Below are 25606 nucleotides of genomic sequence, written 5' to 3'. Positions count from 1 at the left end.
AGATATTTAAAAATCGGGTGTATACACAAAATATACATCCGATTTTTTTATGTTTTCTATATAAATTTTTTTGAGAAAAACATATTATAAGGAGAGGTAAATACAATAGGAGGTGATGAATAATTGTTAATAGTTGTAGATCCTGGCCATGGCGGGTCTGACAGCGGTGCTATAGGATATGGCTATTTTGAAAAAGATATAAACTTAAGCATATCTCTTAAATTGAGGGATGTATTAGAGGCAAACGGCATAGATGTAATATTGACAAGGGATAAAGATATGACGTTGGGACTTAGCGAAAGGTGCGATATTGCCAATAAAAACAAGGCAGATTACTTTGTTTCAGTTCATTGCAATAGCTTTAAAGATTCTTCAGCAAAAGGGACAGAGACTTATTCATATCCTGGAAGCACTTTTGGAGCAAAATTGGCGAAAGGTGTGCAGCAAGCCATTGTGACAAATTTAAAAACAACGGATAGAGGTGTAAAAACAGCTAACTTCTACGTATTACATCATACAAATATGCCATCAATTTTAGTTGAATTAGGATTTATAACAAATAAGGATGATTTAGATCTTCTTTTGAATAAACAAAATCTGTATGCTGCATCTATTTCAAATGGAATATTCAATACTGTAGGCTTGAAACAGGTAAATGGTTCCAGTGATATAGAAAAACTTCATCAGATGGGTATAATCTCTGATTACTACGATCCAGAAAGCTATGTGAAATGGAAAGATATTGCGGGTGCATTATTAAAAATTATAGGGGGTTAAAAAAGAATGAAAGATTTAATCATGACCATATTGACAGCAGGGCTGCAACTTTTAATACTTGCCACATTGGGCTATGTCATAAATTATTTGTATTCAAAGATAGGCACTGAAAAGACAAAAAGGTATTTCGAGATAGCTAAAATGATTGTAAGGGGAGTAGAACAGGAATTTGGTGCGGGAAATGGTGCTGATAAAAAGGCAGAAGCAGTAAACCTAATAAAGAAGATAGTAGGAAACAAGCTGACGGATGAAGAAATAGACAAATTAATTGAAGCTGCTGTGTTTGAGATGAACTACGTATTAAACCTAAAAGGACTTAGTACCACAAGCAAAAAAACTTGATTTAAAAGAAAAAATGACTGTTGCAAGACTATTTAAAATAGCTTGCAACAGTTATTTTTTACGCTTGTGTAATGACGCTGTCGTTTTTAACTTTGGATTTTTCATCTTTCGGCTTTGCAAGTTTGATTTTAGGAAGAACTAAATTTAGGATTATGCCTGCCAATGTCGCAGGGCCGACACCTTCAAACACGAAATTTCCTGATCCTATTTTAATGCCGCCAACACCGAGAGTCAAAATGACTGATGCTATTATCAAATTTCTGCTGTCAGAAAAATCAACTTTATTTTCCACTAATGTCCTGATACCTGCGGCTGCAATCATTCCAAATAGGATTATGGTGACACCGCCCATTACAGCTTGCGGTATGACTTGTATAAGTGCGCCTATCTTCTGGATAAAACTTAGAAGTATCGCTATGACAGCGGCGCCTTCTATGACTCTTGAGCTGTATACTTTTGTCATGGCTAATACGCCTATATTTTCTCCATACGTCGTACTTGGTGGACCGCCGAACAGTGCGGCTATTGACGTTGCTAAGCCATTTCCAAGCATCACTCTATGGAAACCTGGATCTTTTATCAAATCTTTATCGACTATATTTCCTATTACAAGGACGTGGCCTAAATCTTCGATTATTGCGACTAATGCTAATGGTGCAATAAGTGTCACGGCACCCCATGCAAGCACAGGTGAATGACCGACAAGAAATGAGAATTTCGGTACAGCAATCCACGATGCCTTTAAGACAGGAGAAAAATCTACAAGACCTCTAAATATGGCGAAGATATATCCGCCAATGGTTCCTAATAAGATTGGTATAACCTTCATGAATCCTTTTCCAAACATGCTGAAGATTATGACAAGTGCGGCTGTAACTAAAGCCGTAGGCAAATCTTTTTGTGCCTCTTGTATAGCTGTTGGTGCTAGGCTTAAGCCTATAATCATTACAACTGGACCTACTACAACGGATGGAAGAATTTTTTCAATCCAGTCTATGCCGGTTAAGCTTATTATTATGAAAACTGCCACGTACACAAGCCCCGCGGCTATCATGCCTGTGAAAGCTCCTCTTACGCCGTAAGCTTTTGTCGCTGCGATTATAGGGGCGATAAATGCAAATGATGAACCTAAATATGCAGGAACTTTTCCTTTTGTCATTAAGTGAAATATTAATGTGCCAAGTCCTGATGTAAACAATGTTACGGCAGGGTCTAATCCTGTCAAAAGCGGTACCAATATTGTTGCGCCAAACATTGCAAATACATGCTGGAATGACAGTGGGACAGCTTCATTGATAGGCGGTACATCTTGTATACCGTAAAATTTGTTCTTCATGACGATTCCTCCTTTAATTTTTGGCATAAAAAAACCCTCTCAAGGAGGATAAACATATAGATATGCAGCAATATCGTTCCTCCTTTTTAGCCTCACTGGACTAATTTTAAAGGGTCTTATTAAACTATACAAATTATAACATAAGAAAATGGGAATGTCTATATAATATTTTAAAGTTGCAATTTGTGCTGTTAAAACAAAATCGTTAAAAATGTTGACAACTTACAAAAATCTTTTGTTGGAACGACTTACAAAAAGTTTTAAAATAGAAATGTAAAAAATTTTGATAGGATGTGGATATTTAATGATAGTTAAATTTAAAAATAGAAAGTTATTATATTTATTTATATTGATGAATATATCGATAATAATTTTATTATCAATAATAATCTCTAAATATTTTATCTATAAACACGAATTGGTTTATCTTTACTATTATGCAAATCTAATGGATGAAAATAGAGCAATTTTAGAAAGTGTGAAATTTAAGGATTTTCATGATGAACAATTGATAGAAGATAGTTATAAAAATTTAGAATATTTTGTTCAATATAATAATTTATATATTTTAAAAGGTAAATTGAATAGTAAAAATGTTGGATATTTTGAATATGGTTTTCTTCATAATATAAAAGAAGCAACAGATAAAGTTATTGGTGATATACATAGTAATAAAGTTAACATACAGGATGAAAATTATATAAAAAATATGTCAAATAAATATGATATCTTATTTAATGAGTATCTTAAATTTATTAAGGAATCAAACTTTGTAAATTTGAAATATCCAAGACTTGAAAGTACATCAAGAATATACGAAGTCATGAATAATATTTCGTCTAAGTTTATTAATGCCAAATAATTGCAGAAAGAGGCTTAGTCAAGCCTCTTTCTGAATCTTAGTACGGCGATTAAAAGGAGTGCAAATCCCATAGATGTCATAATTATGATTTGGTTTAATAATATGTTTGCGCTTACTCCTTTTATTATTATTCCTCTCAATATATCGAGAAAATATGTGAGTGGAATTACATCACTTATTGCTCTTATGACAGAGGGCATTTGTTCTCTTGGGAATATGAAGCCTGATAAAATTATTGTAGGCAAAAGCACCATGAAAGCACCTTGCATTGCTTGTGTCTGAGTCTTTGCTGCTGTCGATATAAGCATACCTATAGCGAGAGCGCATATTATAAAATCAAAGCCTAAAAGAAGCAGTAAAGATATGCTGCCATTTACAGGGACGCGGAACCAATAAATGCTTAAAGCAAGAACCATCAGAAAATCTATATATCCGATTAGAATATATGGTATCAATTTTCCTATCATAAGCTCTACTGACTTTATAGGCGTCACAATAAGCTGCTCCATTGTGCCTTTTTCTTTTTCCCTTACTAAGGCAAAAGCCGTCAATATTATCGTTATGTTCTGCATTACTAATCCTAAAAGTCCAGGTATGGTAAATGTCAATGTGTTTAAATCAGGGTTGTATTCGACTTTTGTGCTTAAGTCTATGCCTATATTAGGTATGTGCATACCTTTCTTTGCTAATTCTTTCTCTGTATTTTTGTTTGAGAAGTATTGAGCAACCATTATACCGCTGGACAGTGCAGTCCTGGCTGTTGTAGGATCGGAACCGTCGATTTTAAGCAGTACGTTTGTCATCTTATCTTTATATTGAGAGAAATCTGGTGGAATGATAAGTCCAGCTTTTACTTTTCCTGCATCTATCAGATTGTTGAGTTCATCAATATTATCTACGTAGTAATCAGGATTGAAGTACAGTGAATTTCTATAGGCATTTATAAAGTCCCGGCTTTCTTGCGTCTTGTTTTGGTCAAATACTGCCATTGGTATATGATCTACTTCTGTAGATACGGCGTACCCGAAAAGAAAAAGCATAGCAAGAGGCATCACTATTGATATGACTAGACTTGGCTTATCTCTCTTTATCTGTATAAATTCTTTTTTTATAATGGCAAAAAGCCTTGAAATACTCATATTTACTATCCTTTCATTACAATTTGTCCATACCGCCATGCTCATTGACGTATTTTATAAAGACATCTTCAAGGTTGTTTGAATTGTTTTCTTTAATGATTTCTGAAGGTGTGCCAAACTTCAAAAGATGGCCGTTAAACATGAATGCGACAAAATCACTTTCTTGAGCTTCTTCCATGTAGTGTGTCGTGACTAATACAGATAGACCCTCTGATGTAAGCTTTTTTATTGTGTTCCAGAAAAGCCTTCTCGAGACAGGGTCTACACCAGATGTAGGTTCATCAAGTATGATGAATTTTGGATTGTGCAAAAGGGCACATCCAAGAGCCAATCTTTGCTTCCAGCCGCCAGACAGTGTGCCGACTATCTGATTTTCGCGATTGTGTAATTCCATCATGTCGATTATGATTTTTTCTCTCTCGATTCTTTCTTTTTTGTCAAGCCCATATATGCTGGAGTAAAAATCCATATTCTCCTTAACAGTCAAATCCTCATAAAGGCTGAACTTCTGTGACATGTATCCGATGGACTTCTTTATCTTTTCACTTTCCTTTACAATGTCGAAGCCAAGGACTGTGCCGTGACCAGATGTGGGTTTTATTATTCCGCATATCATTCGTATCGTTGTTGACTTTCCAGATCCATTAGGACCTAATAGACCGAAGATTTTGCCTGATGGAACTTTAATTGAAAGCTTATCCACGGCAGTGATGTTGCCAAAGCGCTTGGTCAAATCCTTTAATTCTATAACGTATTCCATTTTATCACCTTCATCATATAGTCACATCTGCCAGCATTCCAGGCTTTAACTCTTTAACATTATCTTTTATTTGTATCTTTACCTCGTAAACTATGTCTTCTTTTGAAGACTCTGTAGTAGTATTTTTGGGCGTAAATTCGCCGTTTGGAGAAATGTACACGACTTTACCGCTTATTTTCTTATTAATGGAACTTACGTTTATGGTAACATCTTTATTAAGGGATACTTTGTACAAGTATTTTTCTGGAACGTATATTTTAATCCAAAGATTGTTTAGATCAGATATTTCGGCTATATTTCCGCCTGAAGTTACGATTTCACCTGCATTAAAATATGTGTCTGTGATAGTACCGCTAATAGGAGATGTTATGGCGCCTTTTTTAACCATTAGATTAGACAGATCATAGGCTGCTTGAGCTTGCTCTACTTTAAGATTTGCAATGTCGGCTTGTTCCTTGGGTCCATTTTTGATTTGTTCGTAATTTAATTTTGCCATATCGAGAGCCGCTCTTGCTTCTTTTGCCTGTTCTTCATATTGGCTGACATCAAGCAAAGCTATCTTGTCTCCCTTTTTAACTTGTTCACCTGGACTAACGTATAAATCTAAAATGCGGCCAGATATTTCTGATTGAACGCTTACTGTTGTTGCTTCAATTGTTCCAGAGTATTTGTTTTCATTTGAACTTGTATTTGAACATCCTGAGACGATGAATACTGATATGGCCGATAATACTATAAACGACATTAAACGCTTCATAGATCACTACTCCTTTCTCGATTTTATGCCATTCATAAAGATCTCCACGATAGTGCTGATTTCTTTTTCAACGTCTTTTGACTTTTTGTCATCAGGGAAAAATTGCTGTTCTGCTATAAGCATTATTACGGAGCCAAACAGCGAGCGTACAACAGTGCGTGGAGGCAAATCTCTAAATATGCCTTTTTCAATACCACTCTGATAAAATTCTTCTCCTATTTCCAATGTCTTTATTGCGACGTGTTCCACCAATTTTTCGCGTATTTTTTCTTTTGTCAATGCTTCTGTACCTATCACTTTGATTATTGAGAAATTTTTTGTGATCATTTCATACCTGTCTTTCAATAGATCTGCGAGAATTTCCTCTTCTGGCTTTTCAGAGTGAAGGACTTTATTTAGAGGCAATACGATAAACTTCTCAGAAAAAAATTGGATCGCCTTTGTGACGATGGACATAAGTATATCTTTTTTTGTCTTAAAGTACCTAAATATAGTTCCTTCTGCGATGCCTGCATTTTTGGCGATTTCGCTTGTCTTTGTGCTGTCGAAGCCTTTTTCGCTAAAAAGCTCAATTGATGCGTTTATGATCTTTTCTTCTGTTGAAATGTCATCTTTTTTCATTTACACACCTCCAAGTGAGTGCTCACTCATTTTTTATCTATTATATTCTACGATGAAAAAATTGTCAATATGATAAAAATTTATATTGTGCCATCAAAGTCCATTAAGATAAAGGTAAATTGGCAGATATGTGTATGATAATCATTTTTTATGAAATACTAATTTTAGCAAAAATGTTTTGTTTAAAAAAGGAGGGCTAAATATTTATGTCTGTAGAATTTAAGTCGATGGATGGAAATACTGCTGCAGCGTATGCATCATACGCATTTACAGAGGTTGCGGCCATATATCCTATTACTCCGTCATCGCCAATGGCAGAGAGTGTAGATGAATGGTCTGCACATGGCAAAAAAAATATTTTTGGCGATACGGTCAAAGTCGTAGAAATGCAATCAGAAGCAGGTGCTGCAGGAGCAGTGCATGGATCATTGCAAGGAGGTGCACTGACTACTACATACACAGCATCACAGGGTCTTCTCCTTATGATACCAAATATGTACAAAATTGCAGGTGAGCTTTTGCCTGGTGTTTTTCACGTAAGTGCCCGTGCAATCGCTGCACATGCCTTATCAATTTTTGGGGATCATCAGGATGTGATGGCATGCAGGCAAACAGGATTTGCACTTCTTGCGTCAAATAGCGTTCAAGAAGTGATGGACTTAGGATGTATTGCACATCTTAGTGCCATCAAGTCAAGAGTCCCATTTTTACACTTTTTTGACGGTTTTAGGACATCCCACGAGATAAAAAAGATTGAAGTGATTGATTACGAGGATCTAAAAAAGATTGTAGATTATGATGCAATAAATGAATTTAGGAATAGGGCCTTAAACTCCGAACATCCTGTAGTCAGAGGAACTGCTCAGAACCCTGACATATACTTTCAAGGAAGGGAAGCATCAAATAAGTTTTATGAAAAGGTGCCAGATGTAGTTTCATTCTACATGGAGAAAATAAAAGAGCTGACAGGTAGGGAGTATCATTTGTTTGATTACTACGGCGCAAAAGACGCTGAATATGTGATAGTAGCGATGGGTTCTGTATGTGAGACAATTGAGGAAACGATTGATTATCTTTTGGGGTTAGGCGAGAAAGTTGGTCTTGTAAAAGTTAGGCTTTACAGGCCGTTTTCAGAAAAACACTTTTTAAATGTCATTCCAAGCACAGTCAAGAGGATAGCTGTATTGGATAGGACGAAAGAGCCGGGTTCTATCGGTGAACCTTTATATCTTGATGTGGTGAAAGCATTTTTTGGCAAACAAGATAAGCCTCTAATAGTAGGAGGTAGATATGGTTTAGGCTCAAAAGATACGACTCCGTCGCAAATCATAGCAGTGTATGAGAATCTTAAAAAGTACAATCCTATAGACAGATTTACTATAGGAATAAAAGATGATGTGACTATGACGTCTTTGGATGCAGGTAAATTGATAGAAACTGTACCACAGGGAACTGTAAGCTGTAAATTTTATGGCTTAGGCTCAGATGGAACAGTTGGTGCAAATAAATCAGCCATAAAGATAATCGGTGATAATACAAATTTTTATGTGCAAGGCTATTTTCAATATGACAGCAAAAAATCTGGAGGTACTACCATATCCCATTTGAGATTTGGCCAAAAACCTATAAAATCCAGCTATCTTGTGTATCATGCCGATTATATAGCGTGCCACAACAAGTCATTTATTTACAATTATGATGTTTTAAAGGGGCTAAAAAATGGTGGAACTTTTGTCTTAAACTGTCTGTGGAGTGAAGCAGAACTTGACGAAAAACTTCCGGCATCTATGAAAAGGTACATTGCCAGAAACAAGATAAATTTTTATACAATCGATGCCATATCTATTGCAAGAGAAGTAGGCTTAGGCGGCAGGATAAACATGATAATGCAGACGGTGTTTTTTAAGCTTATCAATATAATACCTTTTGAAGATGCCATTAGGTACTTAAAAGAATCAATACAAAAGACTTACGGCAGCAAAGGGCAAAATATAGTCGATATGAACATTAAAGCTGTTGATAAGACATTGGAGTCCTTGAGAAAAGTGAATATTCCGGCTTCATGGGAAAATGCCGTTGAAAATGAAGGCTTTGTCAAAGACGAACCAGAATTTTTGACCAAAATACAAAGACCTATGGCAAAGAATGAAGGTGATGATTTGCCTGTAAGTGCTTTTTCAGGCATGGAAGATGGCACATTCCCATTAGGAACAACCGCATACGAGAAGCGCGGCATAGCTGTAATGATTCCGAAATGGCAGATAGAAAAATGTATACAGTGCAACCAATGTTCGTTAGTATGCCCTCACGCTGTAATTAGGCCGTTTTTGCTAAACGATGAGGAAGTGAAGAATGCACCGCCTACTTTTGAGACCAAAAAGGCGGTAGGTAGAGGGCTTGAAGCGTTTCAGTATCGCATTCAGGTAAGCCCATTAGACTGTACAGGATGTGGCAACTGCGCAGATGTATGTCCGGCACCGGGAAAAGCTCTTGTAATGATGATGGCAGAAGGAGAAATAGAGAGCCAAGCTGACAACTGGGAGTATGCTGTAAAGATTAAGCCAAAAGATAATGTGATGGAAAAGACTACTCTGAAAGGAAGCCAATTTTCTAAGCCTCTATTTGAATTCAATGGAGCGTGCCCTGGATGCGGAGAGACTCCTTACATAAAGCTATTGACACAATTGTTTGGCGATAGGATGATAATAGCAAATGCAACAGGATGTTCGTCAATATACGGTGGAAGCGCACCATCAATACCATATACAACTAATGATTTAGGCAAAGGACCTGCGTGGGCAAATTCTCTTTTTGAGGATAATGCGGAGTACGGATACGGTATATACCTCGCAAATAAGAAGATAAGGCAGAGGCTTGGAGAATTGATCTCTGAAGCGCTTAAAACTCAGATACCTGATGAGTTGAAAGATGCTTTTGTAGATTGGTTAAACAATAAGGACGATGGTGAAGCATCTCAACTTGCGTCAAGTAAAATTGTAAATATAATTAGCCGTGAAAACTTAAAATCAAATAAAATAGTACAGGAAATATACAGACTGAAAGATTATCTTGTCAAAAAGTCCCACTGGATAATAGGCGGTGATGGTTGGGCTTATGATATAGGCTTTGGAGGATTGGATCATGTGTTGGCATCTGGGGAAGATGTAAATGTGCTTGTGCTGGATACTGAAGTTTACTCCAATACCGGCGGTCAGTCGTCAAAATCTACGCCTACGGCAGCTATTGCAAAATTTGCGGCATCTGGGAAAAAGATAAAGAAAAAAGATTTGGGATTAATGGCTATGAGCTATGGATACGTCTATGTGGCACAAATCGCTTTAGGGGCAAACATGAACCACACAGTCAGGGCGATTGCTGAAGCGGAGAAATACAAAGGACCTTCACTTATAATCGCTTATTCGCCATGTATAAATCATGGGATAAAATCAGGAATGGGTACAAGCATTAAAGAAGAGAAAAAAGCTGTGGATACAGGGTATTGGCATCTTTATAGGTACAATCCAGAGCTTAAAGCCGAAGGTAAAAATCCATTCATATTAGATTCGAAAGAACCGACGGCGCCTTACATAGACTTCTTAAAAGGCGAAATAAGGTATTCGTCATTGGAGACCCTTTTCCCTGATTTGGCACAAAAACTGTATGATGAGTCTTCGAAAGACGCAAAAGAGAGATTTGAAATGTATAAGGCTCTTTCCCAACTTTAAAAAGTATGGCCTCAGCTTAATGAGGCCATACTTTTACTTTTCGTTTTCATCTACCCATTCTTTAGCATTTATGACTTCTATCTCATTTGGAATAGGTACTTTTGCTTTGCTGGCATTTTCTTTAATATTCGCCCATGAGGCTGTTTCGTGCTTTTCAATAGGTTCCTTATAATATTTTTTGCTTTTTCTAATCATAAAATCACTCCTTAAAATGTAGTATAATCATTGTGTATTATTTTATTATGCGAATTTTAGGAGGTTTTTACATGATTATAAGAGGGCACCATCTTTTGTGTATGTTAGGCTTTAAAGGCTTAGGATATGATGAAGAATTTATCAAAAACATGGATAAAATCGTGAAAAAGCTTAAAAATGACGGTGATGTGTTTATAAAGCTTGTGGATAATGTGGATAACATTTGCGAGCAATGCCCAAATAATTTCTCTGGTGTGTGCAAAAATGAACATCATAAAGACAGCATTAAAGAAATGGATGATGCTGTGCTCGAAAGCATTCACATAAAACCTGGAGAATCAATGAAATATAGCGAGATTATGGCTAATATAAAATTATTTATGACCGAGGATATTATGAATGGTATATGCCGTAATTGTAATTGGAAAGAATATGGATATTGTGTGGATGGATTGAAAAATTTAAGATGATTAAAAATGTTAGTATTTTTTTAATTGTGATTTGATGTTAAAATAAAATCACAAGGGAAAAAGGAGGAAGTGGAAATAAAATGACAGTAAGGAGTTTTTTAAAATTAGTGGAGATACAGACGAAGGCTGCCAGCGTGACACCGTTTATGCTGGGAACTGTATATGCATTGTACGCTTTTCATGAATTCAAAGTTGTTAATTTTTTAATTATGTTTATATCACTCATCTCGTTTGATATGGTTACTACCGCAATTAATAACTATATGGACTACAAAAAGGCAAATAAAACTCACGGGTATAATTATGAGAAACACAACGCAATTGTAAGGGATAATTTATCTGAGTCAACCGTTTTAATAACTATACTTGTACTTCTTCTTATAGCGTCTGTTTCAGGATTTATACTTTATTTGCGCACAAATTTAGTAGTGCTTTTGATTGGCATGATGTCATTTGCAGTTGGTATTTTGTATTCATTTGGGCCCATACCAATATCCAGGATGCCATTAGGGGAGATTTTTTCAGGCTTTTTTATGGGATTTGTGATTGTATTTTTATCTGTTTTTATCCATGTATACGACAAAAATATAGCTTATGTTACATACAGCGATGGCATTTTCAATGTATGGTTTGATATATCTGTTGTACTAAAAATTTTCTTTACATCGTTGCCAGCGGTGATGGGAATTGCTAATATAATGCTGGCCAACAATATATGCGACATTGAGGACGACTTAGAAAACAGGCGCTATACACTGCCTATCTACATAGGAAAAGAAAAAGCCCTAAAATTGTTTAAGGCTTTATACTATATTTCATACATTGACATTGTGGTCCTTGTGATTTTAAAGGTGCTGCCTTTGTTGGCGCTTATTGTATTGTTGACATTTGTACCTGTAAATAAAAACATAAGAAAATTTTATAAAGTCCAGACAAAGAAAGATACATTTCCATTGTCTGTTAAAAACTTTTTGATTATGAATGTTGCAGAGATAATCGCTATAGGGCTGGGATTGATTTTATAACGGCTATAAATTTCTTTTTTCAAATTTCTTTGTTCCATAATAAAGCAAAAAACAGATATACAAGGCGATGTACACAAACATAATAGGACTTGGCTGTGAGGTGCCACCAAGAGGTCCTTGAGTGATGAAGATTAAACCTGTATTTTGAGTAAGGAGTACAGCGTTCATCTTTCGGAATATTACATTCGTTGGTAAGATTAAACTGGTTATGATGCCTATGTTTATAAGAGATTGCGCTGATGCATTCGAAAATACTGCTCCGGACTGTTCCAGAACATCGCCTATCATTGCTATACCATAGGCCATCACTGCTAATATACCTGTATTTACAGTTGACATTACTGAACTTGAGGCGATTACTAAAGATAAAAGGACTACTGGACCAAGGTTAAAAAAGAATAATGCCCGGAAGACGTTCCCTAATCCTAAGTATATTTTTGTCCCAAAAGCTATATTAAGTCCAATTATTGAAAGAAATAACAATGTGCTGTAGACAACAATAATTGTGAGAAGGCCGATAAATTTGCCAAGTACGTATTCATGCCGCTTTATTGGTTTTGCCAGCACTGCATATATAGCTCCACTTTCTACATCGCCTGAAATAGCTCCTGCTGATGTCAGAACTATCAAAAAAGCTATTATAAAATTTGAAAAATAGAGTCCAATTGAAAGAAGCTGTGATTCAAGCAATATCTTAGCTACATCTGGCGTATTATTTATAACTTGATTGTTGCCATCAAAAGCTAAGCTTAATCCATAGCCATAAATAAAGAGATATCCTACTGTAAGTATTGCAATTAGGAGGAATGCACGCTTTTTAATCATCTCTTTAATGGTGTATTTTGCCATTGTCAGCATACATCCTCATCCTTTCCAACTATATTTATAAACAGATCTTCCAATGAACTCGTTTTTGAATCCAATTGATACAGTTTTGCGCCGGAATCTACGACAGTTTTTGCGATATTAGGGATACTGTCTTTGTCTTTTACTTTAAATGTAAGTTTGCCATCTTTAAATACAATGTCATATGCTAACTTAGAAATCTTTTCGATTAATTCGCTATTATAATCTGATATAACCATCTCTACATAGGTATTTTTGCTTAATAGGTTTTTAAGCTTTCCTTCAGCTATCACATGCCCGTGATTTATAATTGCGACTTCGTCGCAGATCATTTCGATTTCACTTAATAAGTGGCTGTTTAAAAAGACTGTTTTACCATCATCTTTTAGCCTTTTTATTATTTCTCTTACATCAATGCGCCCAACAGGATCAAGGGCTGATGTGGGTTCATCTAAAAAGATTACTTCCGGATCATTTAAAAGAGCAATGGCAAGTCCTATCCTTTGCTGCATCCCTTTGCTGTAATTTTTTACTTTTTTATTTTCATGCCCTTTAAGCTTAACCAGATCAAGAAGCTCTTCAATTTTTTTATCTGTTTTTTTCATCTTGTATAATTCTGCATGAAATTTCATCAATTCTTTTCCTGTCATCCAGTCGTAGTACTTGAAGTTTTCAGGAAGAAATCCAATTTTTCTTTTTGATTCTATAGTGCCGATGGGAAAGCCATTGATCCAAGCAAAACCAGAGGTGGGGTATAAAAGCCCCACCATAGTTTTTACAAACGTGCTTTTTCCGGCGCCGTTTGGACCGAGAAATCCAAAAACCATTCCGCTATCGATAGAAATATTTACATCTTTAAATCCGCCTTTACCATCAAACTGTTTTGTAAGGTTCTGCGTTTCAAGTATCATTTCATCACCTCATGGATTCTGCTATTTTTATAAGCTCGTCTGGTGAAATATCATTTCCACTGAACAAATATATTACACCATTATCATTTAATGCAAGGTATGAAAATACTTCTGAGTTATTGGGATCTCCTGAATTTCTTGAGACTACGATTCCGTCATTTCCATTTATTGTTATATTTTTTGCGGTATCTTTGTCTGTTATAGGCACTGGTATGGTGCTTTTCCAGTCTTTTATGCTGGCTATTTGATTTCGAATGTCGTCTGGAATAAACGGCATATTTATGATAGCATCTCTTACCGCATCAATATCGACACCATCTGGTACAATTATCTCAGGGGTTTTCATTATATCAAGTCCGTAGCTTATATTTTTTGGAGAATCTGCTTCATTTTTATCTGTGAAAGATATATGCACTCTATTGCTTAAAACTATTTTAAATGATTTTTCATTTAAGTTTTCCGGCAGCAGCTCATTTCCTCCGAATGTTTTTATGAGGTTGTTTATCTTATCTACATTTAATTTAAATTCAACAGTTTGACCTTTTTGTACATAGATGCTGTTACTCATATTATTACCATTTACATCTTGAGGAATTTTAAAATTGTAGCCAACATAAGATTTTATTTCATTTAAGTCATTTTTGTTGAATTCTTTGGATGTACCATAGTCACCAATTACTTTAATATCGCCGTACTGCTTTAGGTCGATTTCATTATTTCCTGCCTGATAGAACTTGCTTTTTATATCTAATAAATCACCTGGTGTTATTGTTACGGCTTTAAAATTATTAAGTCTAAACAAGCTTAAAATCTCGGCTTCCGCTTTTTGCACAGGAGGCAATGCTATTGACGCTGTAATTACTGCTGCCGCAGCGGCTGATGCTATATACTTTTTGTACTTTCTAAACATATTGAATACACCTCTTTCTTCTTTTTTAACCTTTTTATTTAGATTTTCCCATGCTTCATTGAGATCGATAGAACTCGTCTTTAAAGTTTTATCTAAAAAGCTATTTAAATTCTTAAGCTCATTAAACTTGACTGAACATTTTTCGCATGTATCAAGATGATTTTTTATCTGTTCTTTTAGTGATTCATCTATTTCACCGTCTAAGTATGATTGCAGTGTCCCTTCATCGAAGCACATATGCTACACCTCCTTTTCATAAAGCTCTTTGAATTTTTTGTGTGCTCTTGCTATTGTTGTTCCGACGGATGATTTTTTTATTCCAAGTGATATGGAAATTTCTTCATAATTGTAGCCTGAGTGTTTCAGCACGAGACAAAGCATGTCTCGCTTATCCATTTTAGACAAAACTTTTCTCACTTTATCCATCTCTATTTTTTCAATTGCTATATCCTCTGGTGATGCAAAATCATCGTTAAATTGATATACTTTTAATTCCCTTGACTTAAGGTTCTTTTCTGAGCGGATGAAGTTTAGTGCTTGATTGATAGCCACTTTCGATAACCAGCCTCCTATATTTTCATCATCGTGGGGAGGGTTTTTAATCAATTTGATGAAGACTTCCTGTGCAATATCCTGTGCTTTGTCATCATCATTTATGATGAGAGCTATTTGCCGGCAGATCTTAAAGTAGTATTTGTCAAAGATATCTTTGAATGAATCGAGTATTTTGAACACCTCCCACATGAGACTTACATTATATAAACACATCAGAACTGTATTTTGTGACACAAAAAAAGCATGAAAATTTATTTCATGCTTATCACTAATTGTTTAGGCTGTGAAGCGGTGCAGGGATTCTGCCGCCTCTTTCTATAAAATCTTTTGGAGAAAAACTGTTTACTTTCATAACAGGTGCATGGCCTAAAAGACCGCCGAATTCCACATAGTCACCTTCTTTTTTGCCGGGAGCTGGGATAATCCTTACAGCGGTCGTCTTCTTGTTTATCATGCCTATTGCCATCTCGTCGGCTATTATGGCTGATATGGTCTCATAGGGCGTGTCACCTGGAATTGCAATCATGTCAAGCCCAACCGAGCATACACACGTCATGGCTTCAAGTTTTTCTATTGATAAAGCGCCTGCTTCAACAGCTTCTATCATTCCGGCATCTTCACTTACAGGTATGAATGCACCACTTAATCCGCCAACGTACGATGATGCCATGACACCGCCTTTTTTTACGGCGTCGTTTAAAAGAGCCAGTGCAGCCGTAGTGCCATGTGAACCGCATTTTGAAAGTCCCATTGATTCAAGTATGTTTGCTATGCTGTCACCTATTTCTGGTGTCGGAGCCAAAGACAAGTCAAGTATTCCAAATGATGTATTTAATCTTTGCGCTGCAAGACGCCCTATGAGTTCACCAGCTCTGGTGATCTTAAATGACGTCTTTTTTATGGTCTCAGATATTTGACCGAAATCTGCACTTTTTGGCAGTTTTGAAAGTGCTGCTAATACCACGCCAGGTCCGCTTACACCTACATTTATGACGCATTCTCCTTCACCGACGCCGTGAAAAGCGCCTGCCATGAACGGGTTGTCTTCAGGTGCGTTGCAAAATACTACAAGCTTTGCAGCACCTATGCCGTCATTTTCTTTTGTTCGATACGCTGTATCTTTTATGATTTTTCCCATCAAAGCTACCGCATCCATGTTTATGCCTGCTTTAGTCGTCGCTACATTTACAGATGAACAAACTCTTTCTGTCTCACTAAGAACCTGGGGAATTGAATTTATAAGGTTTAGGTCGCCATCTGTAAATCCTTTATGTACTAAAGCGGAATATCCACCTATAAAGTTTACGCCTACATTTTTTGCAGCTTTATCAAGTGACGAAGCTATTTTAATAAACTCATCTTTTTTAATATTGTCTGCAACGATGGCTATAGGCGTCACAGATATGCGCTTGTTGACAATGGGGATGCCAAATTCAGATTCCAATTCTTCGGCTACCTTTACGAGATTTTCGGCTTTTCTTGTTATTTTATCGTAGATCTTTTCAGCGATTTTGTTTGCATTATCTCCTGAACAATCTCTTAAACTTATGCCCATGGTTATGGTCCTTATATCGAGCTTTTCCGATTGAACCATCCTTATAGTTTCTTCTATTTCTTCAAAAGCAAAGCCCATTTCAATCATTCCTTTCAGTTAAAACAATTAGGTTTATAATCTGTGCATTGCTCTAAATATGTCTTCTTTCTGAATGTCGATTTTGACTCCAAGATTTTCGCCTAAATTTTTAAGTTCTTCTTTTAATATGTTAAAGTCATTTGTAGAATTTTTTATATCAACTATCATGATCATTGTGAAGATGTCTTTTAATATTGTTTGGCTGATGTCTAAGATATTGATGTTGTTTTCTGCTAACAATTTTGATACATTGTAGATTATTCCCACTCTGTCGACACCAATTACGGATATTATGGCCTTTTGTTCACTCATAAAAAACACTCCCTCCATATTTGTACATAGTATACTATATGATGAATTTGCGTGCAATACGTAAATGATAATAAAACATCAAAGAAATTAGGTGGGAATAAACATATCCCCACCTTAGATTACTTTTGGATTATGTTTGTGGCACCACATTGTTCCATTGTCTCTCTTATTTTAGACAGTTCTTTCTTAGGTGCTTCGACTGTAATGAGAATTCCGGAGTCAACGTCATCTGTATAGAAGTCTGTATAAGGTCTTTTTTCACCTAAGCCTTCTCTTTCAGACTTTATATCTATAGCGTTGTCAACCATAAAATCCATATCCTGCACAGATTTTTTCATGTCTGTTATGATCATGTCTTTTCGATCGAAACCCATCTTTTTTAAACTGTCGACTAACGCGCTTGCCATATCTTGAGTAGGAAATACGGCCGTTATTTTCATAAAAACACCTCCACATTCTAATATTCCACACAATAGATTTAAATATAAAATTCGTTTTCTTTCTTTTGTTTTGTATTTACTTTGTTAAATTATTGTGGTATACTATCATTTAGTACCACCCCCTATATAGGGGATATGTCTTTGGTAAAAGGTGGTGACGAGATGGAAGCGAAAGAAAACATAATAAATAGATATGAAAAATTAGCTGAAGAAGAGGACAATTTAAGCTGTGGCGGTAAAAATATCGTTTTGGCAGATTTAAAAGAAGGAGAAAATGTCCTTGATTTAGGATGCGGCAGAGGAAATGACGTTTTAAATGCTGCGAAGATAATAGGTGAAAAAGCAATTGCAGTAGGTCTCGATCTTACTGAGAGGATGATCGAAGAAGCAGAAAAAAACAGAAAGAAGCTTAATGTAAAAAATGCTGAATTTGTCGTAGGGGATGTAGAAAACATACCACTTCAAAGTGAAAAATTTGACGTTGTCATAAGCGACTGCGTAATAAATCATGCAAAAGACAAAGAGAAAGTCTATAAAGAGATTTACAGGGTTCTTAAGACTGGTGGGAGATTTGTCGTTTCAGACGTTGTATCAAAAGACAGACTTCCAGATGAGATTGTAAATGACCCTGAAGCTTGGGCTGATTGCTTTGGCGGAGCTATTCCGGAAGAAGAATATATAAAAGCCATAAACAATGCTGGATTTAAAGAGATAGAATATCTTAAAAAGCGTGAATACATGAAAAACGGTTATCCTGTTGCAAGTATAACGATCAAAGGTATTAAAAGGTAGATATCTTGCATTAAAAGGAGGTGATTTAGGTGAAAGCTGTAACAAATAAAAATTCAAATTGCTGCACAACACAAAATAGCAGCGTAGCACAATGCTGCTCAAAGTCATCGAAGCTGGTTGTAGGTTGCCATGACTAAAAAAATGCGGTAGATCTTCTACCGCATAAATTAAGGAGTGATTTTATTGTACTTTAGTAAGTATAACATGATTCTGCCTTTTAGTGAAGAGAAAAATAATTTTATTATTTTAAATCTGCTATCAGGCAGTTCAGATATTGCTTCAAAAGATGAGGTAGATAAGCTTTATGACATAAAATCGGGAAAGGATGTTTACGACATCGATTTTCTCGATTATGTAATTGATAGAGGCTATATATATGAAGAAAAAGAGCATGAGGATATAAGGATAAAAGAAGCGTACGAAGAATTTAAGGAAATAATGGATGAATCGCCGACACAAATATTGCTTGTGCCAACATACGGATGTAATTTTTCTTGCATCTATTGTTATGAAAGAGGCATACCGACAAAGAAAGATTTAATAACGAAAGAGGCTGTTGATGCCTTTTTTGATGATATAAATGATAGGTTTAAATTGGAGAAGGTAAAGCCGTACATTACGCTCTTTGGAGGAGAGCCTTTTATAGATACAGATGTTCAAAAAGACATCATTAATTACATTGTAGAAAAGAGCAAACTGTACGGCTATGAGATAGCTGCAGTTACTAATGGTTACAATGTATTAGAGTATATAGATATCCTTAAAAAGGGAAATGTGAAAGAAATACAGGTAACTCTTGATGGGCCGAAAGAAATTCACAACAGGCGAAGAAAGCTATTAGGCGGTGGAGATAGTTTTGAAAAGATTCTATTGGGAATTGACAGCCTAATCGAGAATGATATGCCTGTGAATTTAAGGGTTGTGGTGGATAAAGACAATTATTCTTATCTGCCGGAGTTGGCAGAAATTCTTGATAAAAAAGGGTATCTCCATCTGGATGGCAATAAATTCAAGACGCAGATAGGCAGAAATTATGAGCTTTTTGAATGTTCTCTAAACCATCAAAGCCTTATGTCACAAGTAGAACAGTGGGCTACATTTGTAGAGATGTCTAAAAAGTATCCTATACTGAAAAAATTCCATAAACCAGATTTTAAAGGCATGAGGAATATCCTTGTTTCAGGGACTATGTATTCTCCAACTTTTGATACTTGCCCAGCAGGCAAAAAAGAATGGCTTTACGATTTATACGGTGATATATACGGATGCACTGCAAGCTGTGGCAGGAAAGATTATCGCTTAGGTACTTTTTATCCTGAGAGAAGGATTTTTGATGATAAAGTATTACAGTGGAAAGAGAGAAATGTCTTGAATATACCACAGTGCAAAGAATGCCCTGTAAGCTTAGTTTGCGGCGGAGGCTGTGGAGTCGTCGCCAATGAAAGAAATGGCAGTGTATTATCTCCTGATTGTAGAGATATAACAAAACTGTATCAATTAGGTATCGAATATTACAAGGATGAAGTCTTAATTCAAGATTAAAAATTTTAAGGAGGATGTATTTATGGTAAGAGAAATAAATGCTAATGAATTTGAAGAGGTTGTTTTGAATTCTAAGAAACCAGTTGTTGTAGACTTTTATTCTACTGATTGTCCACCATGTGCTCAACTAAAACCGATATTTCACAGATTAGCCGAGGTATACAAAGATCACATGGAATTTGTAGAGATATACAGGCAAGGCAATAAGGACTTTGCGTTAAGCCTTGGCGTAAAAGGAAGCCCTACGCTTTTGTTTTTCAAAGACGGCAAAGAAACTGGTGAGAGATTAAATGGATATATTTCAAAGCCAGATCTTCGCAAGGCAGTAGAAAAGGTGATAGGTTTTTCACTTTTGGACAGAGAACCAGAGAAGGTGGAATGCGATGTTCTCATAATGGGTGGCGGACCTGCAGGTCTTACGGCTGCTTTGTACTCAGCAAGAGCAAACTTAAAGACAGTCGTCATAGATGAAGCAACTACAGGTGGGCAAGCAGCCAACACGTATTATATAGAAAACTATCCTGGAACAGAAGGGCAGATTGAAGGAAAGAAACTGACTGAAAACATGAGGAAACAGGCGGAAAGCTTTGGGGCAATCATTGACGATTTAAAAGAAGTATTCGAGATTAAGCTTACTGATGATGAGAAATTTGTAAGGACAGAGGACAAAATATACTATCCTAAAGCGGTTATAATAGCTATGGGCGCACAGCCAAGAAAACTTCCAGCAGAAGGTGAAGCTGAATTCAGAGGAAAAGGCATTCACTATTGTGCAATATGCGATGGAGCAATGTATGAAGGAAAACACGTAGCTGTAATAGGAGGAGGCAATTCTGCTATTCAGGAAGCATTGTACCTTGCAAACATAGCCGACAAAGTTACGGTTATACACGAATTTGATAATTTACAAGCTTCAAACGTGCTGCAAGAAAAAGCCTTTACCAATCCTAAGATAGACTTTATTTGGGAATCTCACGTTGTAAAGGCAAATGGAGATGGAATGCTTAAGTCGCTGACGTACAAGAACTTAAAGACTGGTGAGCTTAAAGATATAGAAATCGATGGTGTGTTTGTCTACATCGGCCTTACACCTAAGACAGATCTATTTAAAGGAATGCTTGAGCTAAATCAGTACGGATACATCAAAGCGAATGAGGATCTAATGACCGATGTGAAAGGCGTATTTGTCGCTGGTGATATAAGAGATAAAAAGATAAGGCAAGTGGTCACTGCGGCTGGTGATGGTGCTACCGCTGCTATAAGCGCAGAAAGGTATATACAAGAGCTGTGATTTTGCATACTTTTAAAAAGTATGAAAGGAGATAATGATGGAGTGCTGCGAAACAAAGTACATGGAAAATTGCATGATATGCGGGAAGCCGCTCATGTATTTAGAAAAGCCAGTATTGAAAAAATGCGAATACTGTGGTACAGAAGAATTAACTCTTGCCCACTGTACGGATGGGCACTACGTTTGCGACAAATGTCACGCAAAGGACGGCGTTGAGGTCATAAAGGATTATTGCCTGTCTACGGATTCTAAAGATCCTATGGAAATCGTGGAAAATATCATGTCAGACAGTAGGATACCAATGCATGGGCCAGAACATCATGCATTGGTTCCTGCAGCAATAGTCACTGCTTACAAAAATTTGACAGGAAAAGCTTCTGATGAGGATATCTTAGAGGCAATAAATCGTGGGAAAGAGATACCTGGCGGAGCATGCGGCTATTATGGTGCCTGTGGTGCAGGTGTTGGAATCGGTGTTGCTATTTCTGTCATTTACAAAGCGACACCTCTTACACCTCTTAAAAGGACTAAGGCTCATTTAGCTGTTGCAAATGCCCTTAAAAGCATCGGTGAAGCTGGTGGTGCCAGATGTTGCAAGAAATGCACAAGGATATCAATAGAAGAAGCGGTAGAATTTTTTGAGAAAGAATCGAATGTCAAATTTCCTGAAACTTTTGAAAGGACAGATGACTGTAATTACTCAAAGAGAAACAGGGAATGCTATTATATGTGCAAGTACAGAAATGTGGAAAAGTCAGAAAGGAGTGTGAAGTATGGATCTTGACATTACTAAAGAAGTGGCTTATTCATTTGCTGAAGCTGTGGAAAAGGCTAAAGAAGCCTTGAAAAGCGTAGGATTTGGAATATTGGTAGAGATTGATATGAAAGATACGATAAAAAAGAAAATAGGCAAGGACATGATGAACTACGTCATACTCGGTGCATGTAACCCTACCTATGCATACGAAGTATTAAACATTAACCCCGAAATAGGGCTTTTGCTGCCTTGCAATGTGATTGTGTATGAAAAGAGTGATGGCGGTGTAGTCGTATCGTCAATTGATCCTTTAAAGGCATTACCTTCTAACGATGAAAAATTGTCTAAAATAGCATCTGAAGTTGCTGATAAGTTGAAAAAAGCTGTAGATATGCTGTAGAATAACATTAGAGGTGATACAATTGTCAATTGATATAGAATCAGATTTAAAACGGGCTTTAGATCTATTGGGTGAAGGCCATGTGTTTGCACTGGATGTAGGTACTGGTAGAGCCCGTATGGCTTATGCATTGGCCAGATACGGCTACAATGTGGTGTCATTAGAGTACAATATTGACACGCTTAAAAAAGCTAAAGAAATCATCAGCAATGAAGATGTGGAAGGCAAAGTCTTGTTTGTACATGGTGATGCGCATAAGATGCCGTTTGTTGATGAATCTTTTGGGGTTGTCACATCTTACAATGCAATGCATCACATGAAAGACTATAAGGTTGCCATTGACGAGATGGTGAGAGTACTGAAAAAAGGCGGTAAGATATTGATAACAGAGCTTAATGATATAGGCAAGGAGAAAGTTGCCGAATCTCACAGGCAAAGAGGAAGCCATCATGAAGCAAAAATAGACATTTACGATGTAGTAAATTACCTTAAAGATAAGCATAATATTGTAGGCGAGATTTCTAATGGAGAATTTATTGACATATTTTACGGAGTAAGATAGATAAGGATAAATTTGATTGTTGACAAATCTACAAAATATGATAAAATATGATATGTCTTAGGCCCCGTGGTCAAGTGGTTAAGACATCGCCCTTTCACGGCGGTAACATGGGTTCGAATCCCGTCGGGGTCACCAAATTTGAATATTACGAGGGAAGCTACAAAATTGTAGCTTTTTTTATTTTATTTATATAAAATGTCGTCAAAAAAATTTGAGGCACCACCATATATTTACAAATTTTACCTTATATTGGATGATATAATCATATCAAAAAAATGGTGGTGGTAAATATGCAGAGTGCTGATATTCTTCCTTACTCAAGGATAGGAAGGAAAGAAAGCAATGAAAAATTGCAAAAAGACAATATGAGATTTATATTCAATGCCTTGATTTTTGCATTGATAGGCTTTGTCATTGGCCGCGCGCAAATAATGGACAACCTTATCCCGTTTGGTGTGGCGTATTTTGCTGCTCTCTTAATGCAAAAGAGAAAGTACTTTTTGTCAGGAATTGGAGTCTACCTTGGAGTATTGTCTTTACCTGGTGTCAACAGCATCAAGTATCTAATCGTTTTGGCTCTGATATTGGCTTTTGAGCATCTATTAAAAGTTAAAAGCAAAAACATCTTTAAAGTGGCATTGATAACATTTTTCTCGCTGCTTTTAGTAGATCTCATCTACAGCAAAGCGTACGGATTTTTGCTGTTTGATGTAATGACGTCTATTTACGAATCTGTCATAGCCATGTTGATGGTATTCATATTTAATCAAGCAATTTTGCTTTTAAATAGCGCAAACAGAAAAGTCATATCAAACGAAGAAATCATATCATTGTGCATACTGCTTAGCATTTTCATCTTGGGGCTTGACAATATAAAGGTGTGGAGATTTAACTTAAATAGCTCATTTGGCATACTTACTATACTGATTAGTTCATACATAGGTGGTGTTGGCACAGGTGCCAGCGTAGGAACTACCATTGGTCTTATTGGAAGCCTCGCTCTTACAAATACTCCTACATCTGTAGGCTTATACGGATTTACAGGGCTTTTGTCTGGAAGCATGAAAAAACTTGGCAGATTGGGAATCACTTTGGGATTTTTCACCGCTGCTGCCATTATGACATTTTATGTCAATGGATTTGCAAATATGATCATCAGCCCTTACGATTTTGCCTTAGCTTCTTTAATGTTTTTATCTGTCCCTAAAAAGAGATTAGATCATCTTGTGTCAATTGTAAAAGGCGATAAAAATTTGCTACAGCGAAGCTACAGCGTAAAGCTAAAAGAAGTGGTGACTGACAAATTAAAAGAATATGCTGAAGTGTTTGACGAGTTAGGGAAAAGCTTTAAAAAAGCCAATGAAAAGATATTAGATCACAAGGACATATCATATCTTTTTGAAGAAATAGCCAATAAGACTTGTACTGATTGTGCTATGTACAAAATGTGCTGGGATAAAGACTTTTATTTTACGTATAAAAGCATGTTTGATTTGGTAGAAAGCCTGGAAGGCACAGGCAATGTAGAAGGCAATAAGCTTTACAAAAAGTGCATAAGATTTCCAGAGCTTCTTAACTGCACAAAACACAACCTCATGCTTTATAAGATAAACATGCAGTGGAGGGAAAGGCTTAAAGACGCTAAAAACATTGTCTCAAATCAGTTGAAGGGCATTTCGTCTGTTATATCAAACATGGCTGACGATATAAGCATGGACATCACTTTCAAAGACGATCTTGAACAGTATCTGCTTGTAGAATTGGATAAAAGGGGCATACATGTAGACGATGCCATAGTATATGATGCGGGAGACGGAAATGTGGTGATAAAGATATACAAGAAAGCCTGTTATGCAGCTAAAGAATGCGAGAAAAAAGTTATCCCGGCCGTATCTGAGATTATGGGGGAGAAGTACGAGCGGAAAAATACTTTGTGCTCTATAAACAATAAAGGGCGATGCAGCCTAACTCTTACGAGAGCTGAAAGCTATCAAGTTTCCACAGGCATTAGCAAAATCAGTAAAAGCGCTAACAAAATATCTGGTGACACGTATTCTTTCATGGAGTTAGAAGGCGGAAAGTACATGGCAGCATTAAGCGATGGAATGGGCTTCGGCTATAGAGCAGCTTCTGAAAGCAGTACGACAATATCTTTGCTGGAAAGATTCATTGAGGCGGGATTCGACAAAGGATTGGTTGTACAAACTATAAATTCTATTCTGGCATTAAGGTCAGCAGAGGAGATGTTCTCAACAGTCGATATTTCATTTATAGATTTGTTTACGGGAGATGCGGAGTTTATAAAGATCGGCGCCTCAGCCACGTTTATAAAGAGCGGAAAAGATGTGGATGTGATTGAATCCAGTTCATTGCCCATCGGTATTTTGGAAGACGTCGATGCAGATATCCACGATAGGAAGTTAAAAGACGGTGACTTTGTAATTTTGACGACAGACGGTGTATTAGACTGCTTTGATGGCAATAAAGAAGAAAGCATGGCAAGATTTTTAAGAAATCTTGATATGAAAGATCCTCAGGACATGGCTGAAGCTATAATGAAGAAATGTCTTGAACTTTGTGAAAACAAGCCTAAAGACGACATGACAGTGCTTACGGTAAAAGTTTGGAAAAGGCGATTGTGAATTG

26 protein-coding genes and 1 tRNA gene are annotated in these 25606 nt (G+C 36.5%); 14 read left to right on the top strand and 13 right to left on the bottom strand.

What is annotated here, in order from left to right:
- Positions 1-123 precede the first annotated feature (123 nt).
- Entirely contained in the window at positions 124-777 is a 654-nt protein-coding gene (locus GSH73_RS11845) for an N-acetylmuramoyl-L-alanine amidase family protein (RefSeq protein ID WP_014757827.1), read from the top strand.
- A gap of 6 nt (positions 778-783) precedes the next feature.
- Entirely contained in the window at positions 784-1119 is a 336-nt protein-coding gene (locus GSH73_RS11840) for a phage holin (protein ID WP_014757828.1), read from the top strand.
- 58 nt (positions 1120-1177) lie between these two features.
- Here GSH73_RS11840 and GSH73_RS11835 read toward each other — a convergent pair whose 3' ends face one another.
- Positions 1178-2455 (bottom strand): uracil-xanthine permease family protein, encoded by a 1278-nt coding sequence (locus tag GSH73_RS11835; RefSeq protein WP_014757829.1) that lies wholly within the window; start codon positions 2453-2455, stop codon positions 1178-1180.
- Between the two features lie 304 nt (positions 2456-2759).
- Here GSH73_RS11835 and GSH73_RS11830 point away from each other — a divergent pair, with 304 nt between their 5' ends.
- Positions 2760-3317, top strand: coding sequence for a hypothetical protein (locus tag GSH73_RS11830; protein ID WP_014757830.1), 558 nt, complete (start codon positions 2760-2762; stop codon positions 3315-3317).
- 14 nt (positions 3318-3331) lie between these two features.
- Here GSH73_RS11830 and GSH73_RS11825 read toward each other — a convergent pair whose 3' ends face one another.
- The 4 genes from GSH73_RS11825 to GSH73_RS11810 are packed head-to-tail and all read right to left on the bottom strand — an operon-like array spanning position 3332 to position 6594.
- Positions 3332-4456, bottom strand: coding sequence for an ABC transporter permease (locus GSH73_RS11825; RefSeq protein ID WP_014757831.1), 1125 nt, complete (start codon positions 4454-4456; stop codon positions 3332-3334).
- A 16-nt stretch (positions 4457-4472) separates the two neighbouring features.
- A complete protein-coding gene (locus tag GSH73_RS11820; RefSeq protein WP_014757832.1) occupies positions 4473-5216 on the bottom strand; it encodes an ABC transporter ATP-binding protein in 744 nt (247 codons plus the stop codon).
- A gap of 13 nt (positions 5217-5229) precedes the next feature.
- Complete coding sequence (locus GSH73_RS11815) at positions 5230-5973, bottom strand: HlyD family secretion protein (protein WP_014757833.1); 744 nt, start codon at positions 5971-5973, stop codon at positions 5230-5232.
- A gap of 6 nt (positions 5974-5979) precedes the next feature.
- The gene (locus GSH73_RS11810; RefSeq protein WP_014757834.1) at positions 5980-6594 is read right to left on the bottom strand and encodes a TetR/AcrR family transcriptional regulator; all 615 of its coding nucleotides are present in this window, start codon (positions 6592-6594) and stop codon (positions 5980-5982) included.
- 206 nt (positions 6595-6800) lie between these two features.
- Between GSH73_RS11810 and nifJ the strand changes: the two genes are divergently transcribed.
- Positions 6801-10319 (top strand): pyruvate:ferredoxin (flavodoxin) oxidoreductase, encoded by a 3519-nt coding sequence (gene nifJ / locus GSH73_RS11805; RefSeq protein ID WP_014757835.1) that lies wholly within the window; start codon positions 6801-6803, stop codon positions 10317-10319.
- Between the two features lie 33 nt (positions 10320-10352).
- Here nifJ and GSH73_RS11800 read toward each other — a convergent pair whose 3' ends face one another.
- Entirely contained in the window at positions 10353-10514 is a 162-nt protein-coding gene (locus GSH73_RS11800; RefSeq protein ID WP_013787058.1) for a CDIF630_02480 family spore surface protein, read from the bottom strand.
- 71 nt (positions 10515-10585) lie between these two features.
- Here GSH73_RS11800 and GSH73_RS11795 point away from each other — a divergent pair, with 71 nt between their 5' ends.
- Both GSH73_RS11795 and menA read left to right on the top strand, forming a co-directional pair.
- A complete protein-coding gene (locus GSH73_RS11795) occupies positions 10586-10984 on the top strand; it encodes a DUF1284 domain-containing protein (protein ID WP_014757836.1) in 399 nt (132 codons plus the stop codon).
- Between the two features lie 80 nt (positions 10985-11064).
- The gene (menA, locus tag GSH73_RS11790) at positions 11065-12009 is read left to right on the top strand and encodes a 1,4-dihydroxy-2-naphthoate polyprenyltransferase (RefSeq protein WP_014757837.1); all 945 of its coding nucleotides are present in this window, start codon (positions 11065-11067) and stop codon (positions 12007-12009) included.
- A 3-nt stretch (positions 12010-12012) separates the two neighbouring features.
- Here menA and GSH73_RS11785 read toward each other — a convergent pair whose 3' ends face one another.
- From GSH73_RS11785 to GSH73_RS11755, 7 genes are all read right to left on the bottom strand, one after another.
- Positions 12013-12867: an ABC transporter permease gene (locus GSH73_RS11785; protein ID WP_014757838.1), complete on the bottom strand. Its 855-nt coding sequence runs from the start codon at positions 12865-12867 to the stop codon at positions 12013-12015.
- A complete protein-coding gene (locus GSH73_RS11780) occupies positions 12861-13766 on the bottom strand; it encodes an ABC transporter ATP-binding protein (RefSeq protein WP_014757839.1) in 906 nt (301 codons plus the stop codon). The genes GSH73_RS11785 and GSH73_RS11780 overlap by 7 nt, the downstream gene beginning before the upstream one ends.
- A 4-nt stretch (positions 13767-13770) precedes the next feature.
- Positions 13771-14913, bottom strand: coding sequence for a DUF2275 domain-containing protein (locus tag GSH73_RS11775; protein ID WP_014757840.1), 1143 nt, complete (start codon positions 14911-14913; stop codon positions 13771-13773).
- A gap of 3 nt (positions 14914-14916) precedes the next feature.
- Entirely contained in the window at positions 14917-15411 is a 495-nt protein-coding gene (locus GSH73_RS11770; RefSeq protein ID WP_038069208.1) for an RNA polymerase sigma factor SigX, read from the bottom strand.
- An 88-nt stretch (positions 15412-15499) separates the two neighbouring features.
- Positions 15500-16864, bottom strand: a complete 1365-nt coding sequence (locus GSH73_RS11765; protein WP_014757842.1) for a PFL family protein — start codon at positions 16862-16864, stop codon at positions 15500-15502.
- Positions 16865-16897: 33 nt separating this feature from the next.
- Complete coding sequence (locus tag GSH73_RS11760) at positions 16898-17176, bottom strand: ACT domain-containing protein (RefSeq protein ID WP_014757843.1); 279 nt, start codon at positions 17174-17176, stop codon at positions 16898-16900.
- Between the two features lie 119 nt (positions 17177-17295).
- A complete protein-coding gene (locus GSH73_RS11755; protein ID WP_014757844.1) occupies positions 17296-17616 on the bottom strand; it encodes a hypothetical protein in 321 nt (106 codons plus the stop codon).
- A 141-nt stretch (positions 17617-17757) separates the two neighbouring features.
- On the opposite strand from GSH73_RS11755, the gene GSH73_RS11750 reads away from it, so the two are divergent.
- The 8 genes from GSH73_RS11750 (at position 17758) to spoIIE (ending at position 25602) form a co-directional block, all read left to right on the top strand.
- Positions 17758-18408, top strand: a complete 651-nt coding sequence (locus GSH73_RS11750) for a methyltransferase domain-containing protein (RefSeq protein WP_233432528.1) — start codon at positions 17758-17760, stop codon at positions 18406-18408.
- Positions 18409-18591: 183 nt separating this feature from the next.
- Positions 18592-19950, top strand: a complete 1359-nt coding sequence (locus GSH73_RS11745; protein ID WP_014757846.1) for a radical SAM/SPASM domain-containing protein — start codon at positions 18592-18594, stop codon at positions 19948-19950.
- Between the two features lie 22 nt (positions 19951-19972).
- Positions 19973-21241, top strand: coding sequence for a thioredoxin-disulfide reductase (trxB, locus tag GSH73_RS11740; protein WP_014757847.1), 1269 nt, complete (start codon positions 19973-19975; stop codon positions 21239-21241).
- 37 nt (positions 21242-21278) lie between these two features.
- Positions 21279-22025, top strand: a complete 747-nt coding sequence (locus GSH73_RS11735; RefSeq protein ID WP_014757848.1) for a DUF5714 domain-containing protein — start codon at positions 21279-21281, stop codon at positions 22023-22025.
- Entirely contained in the window at positions 22015-22398 is a 384-nt protein-coding gene (locus GSH73_RS11730) for a DUF302 domain-containing protein (RefSeq protein WP_014757849.1), read from the top strand. Before GSH73_RS11735 ends, GSH73_RS11730 begins: the two co-directional genes overlap by 11 nt.
- 22 nt (positions 22399-22420) lie before the next feature.
- Complete coding sequence (locus GSH73_RS11725) at positions 22421-22960, top strand: class I SAM-dependent methyltransferase (RefSeq protein WP_014757850.1); 540 nt, start codon at positions 22421-22423, stop codon at positions 22958-22960.
- 60 nt (positions 22961-23020) lie between these two features.
- Positions 23021-23095, top strand: a tRNA-Glu gene (locus GSH73_RS11720).
- 155 nt (positions 23096-23250) lie between these two features.
- Positions 23251-25602, top strand: a complete 2352-nt coding sequence (gene spoIIE / locus GSH73_RS11715; RefSeq protein WP_014757851.1) for a stage II sporulation protein E — start codon at positions 23251-23253, stop codon at positions 25600-25602.
- Positions 25603-25606: the final 4 nt, after the last annotated feature.

It is taken from the genome of Thermoanaerobacterium aotearoense (genome assembly GCF_009905255.1).
GTDB classification, from domain to species: domain Bacteria; phylum Bacillota; class Thermoanaerobacteria; order Thermoanaerobacterales; family Thermoanaerobacteraceae; genus Thermoanaerobacterium; species Thermoanaerobacterium aotearoense.
Note: the sequence above shows the minus strand (reverse complement) of the source record. Positions and strands in the feature narration are given on the sequence as shown.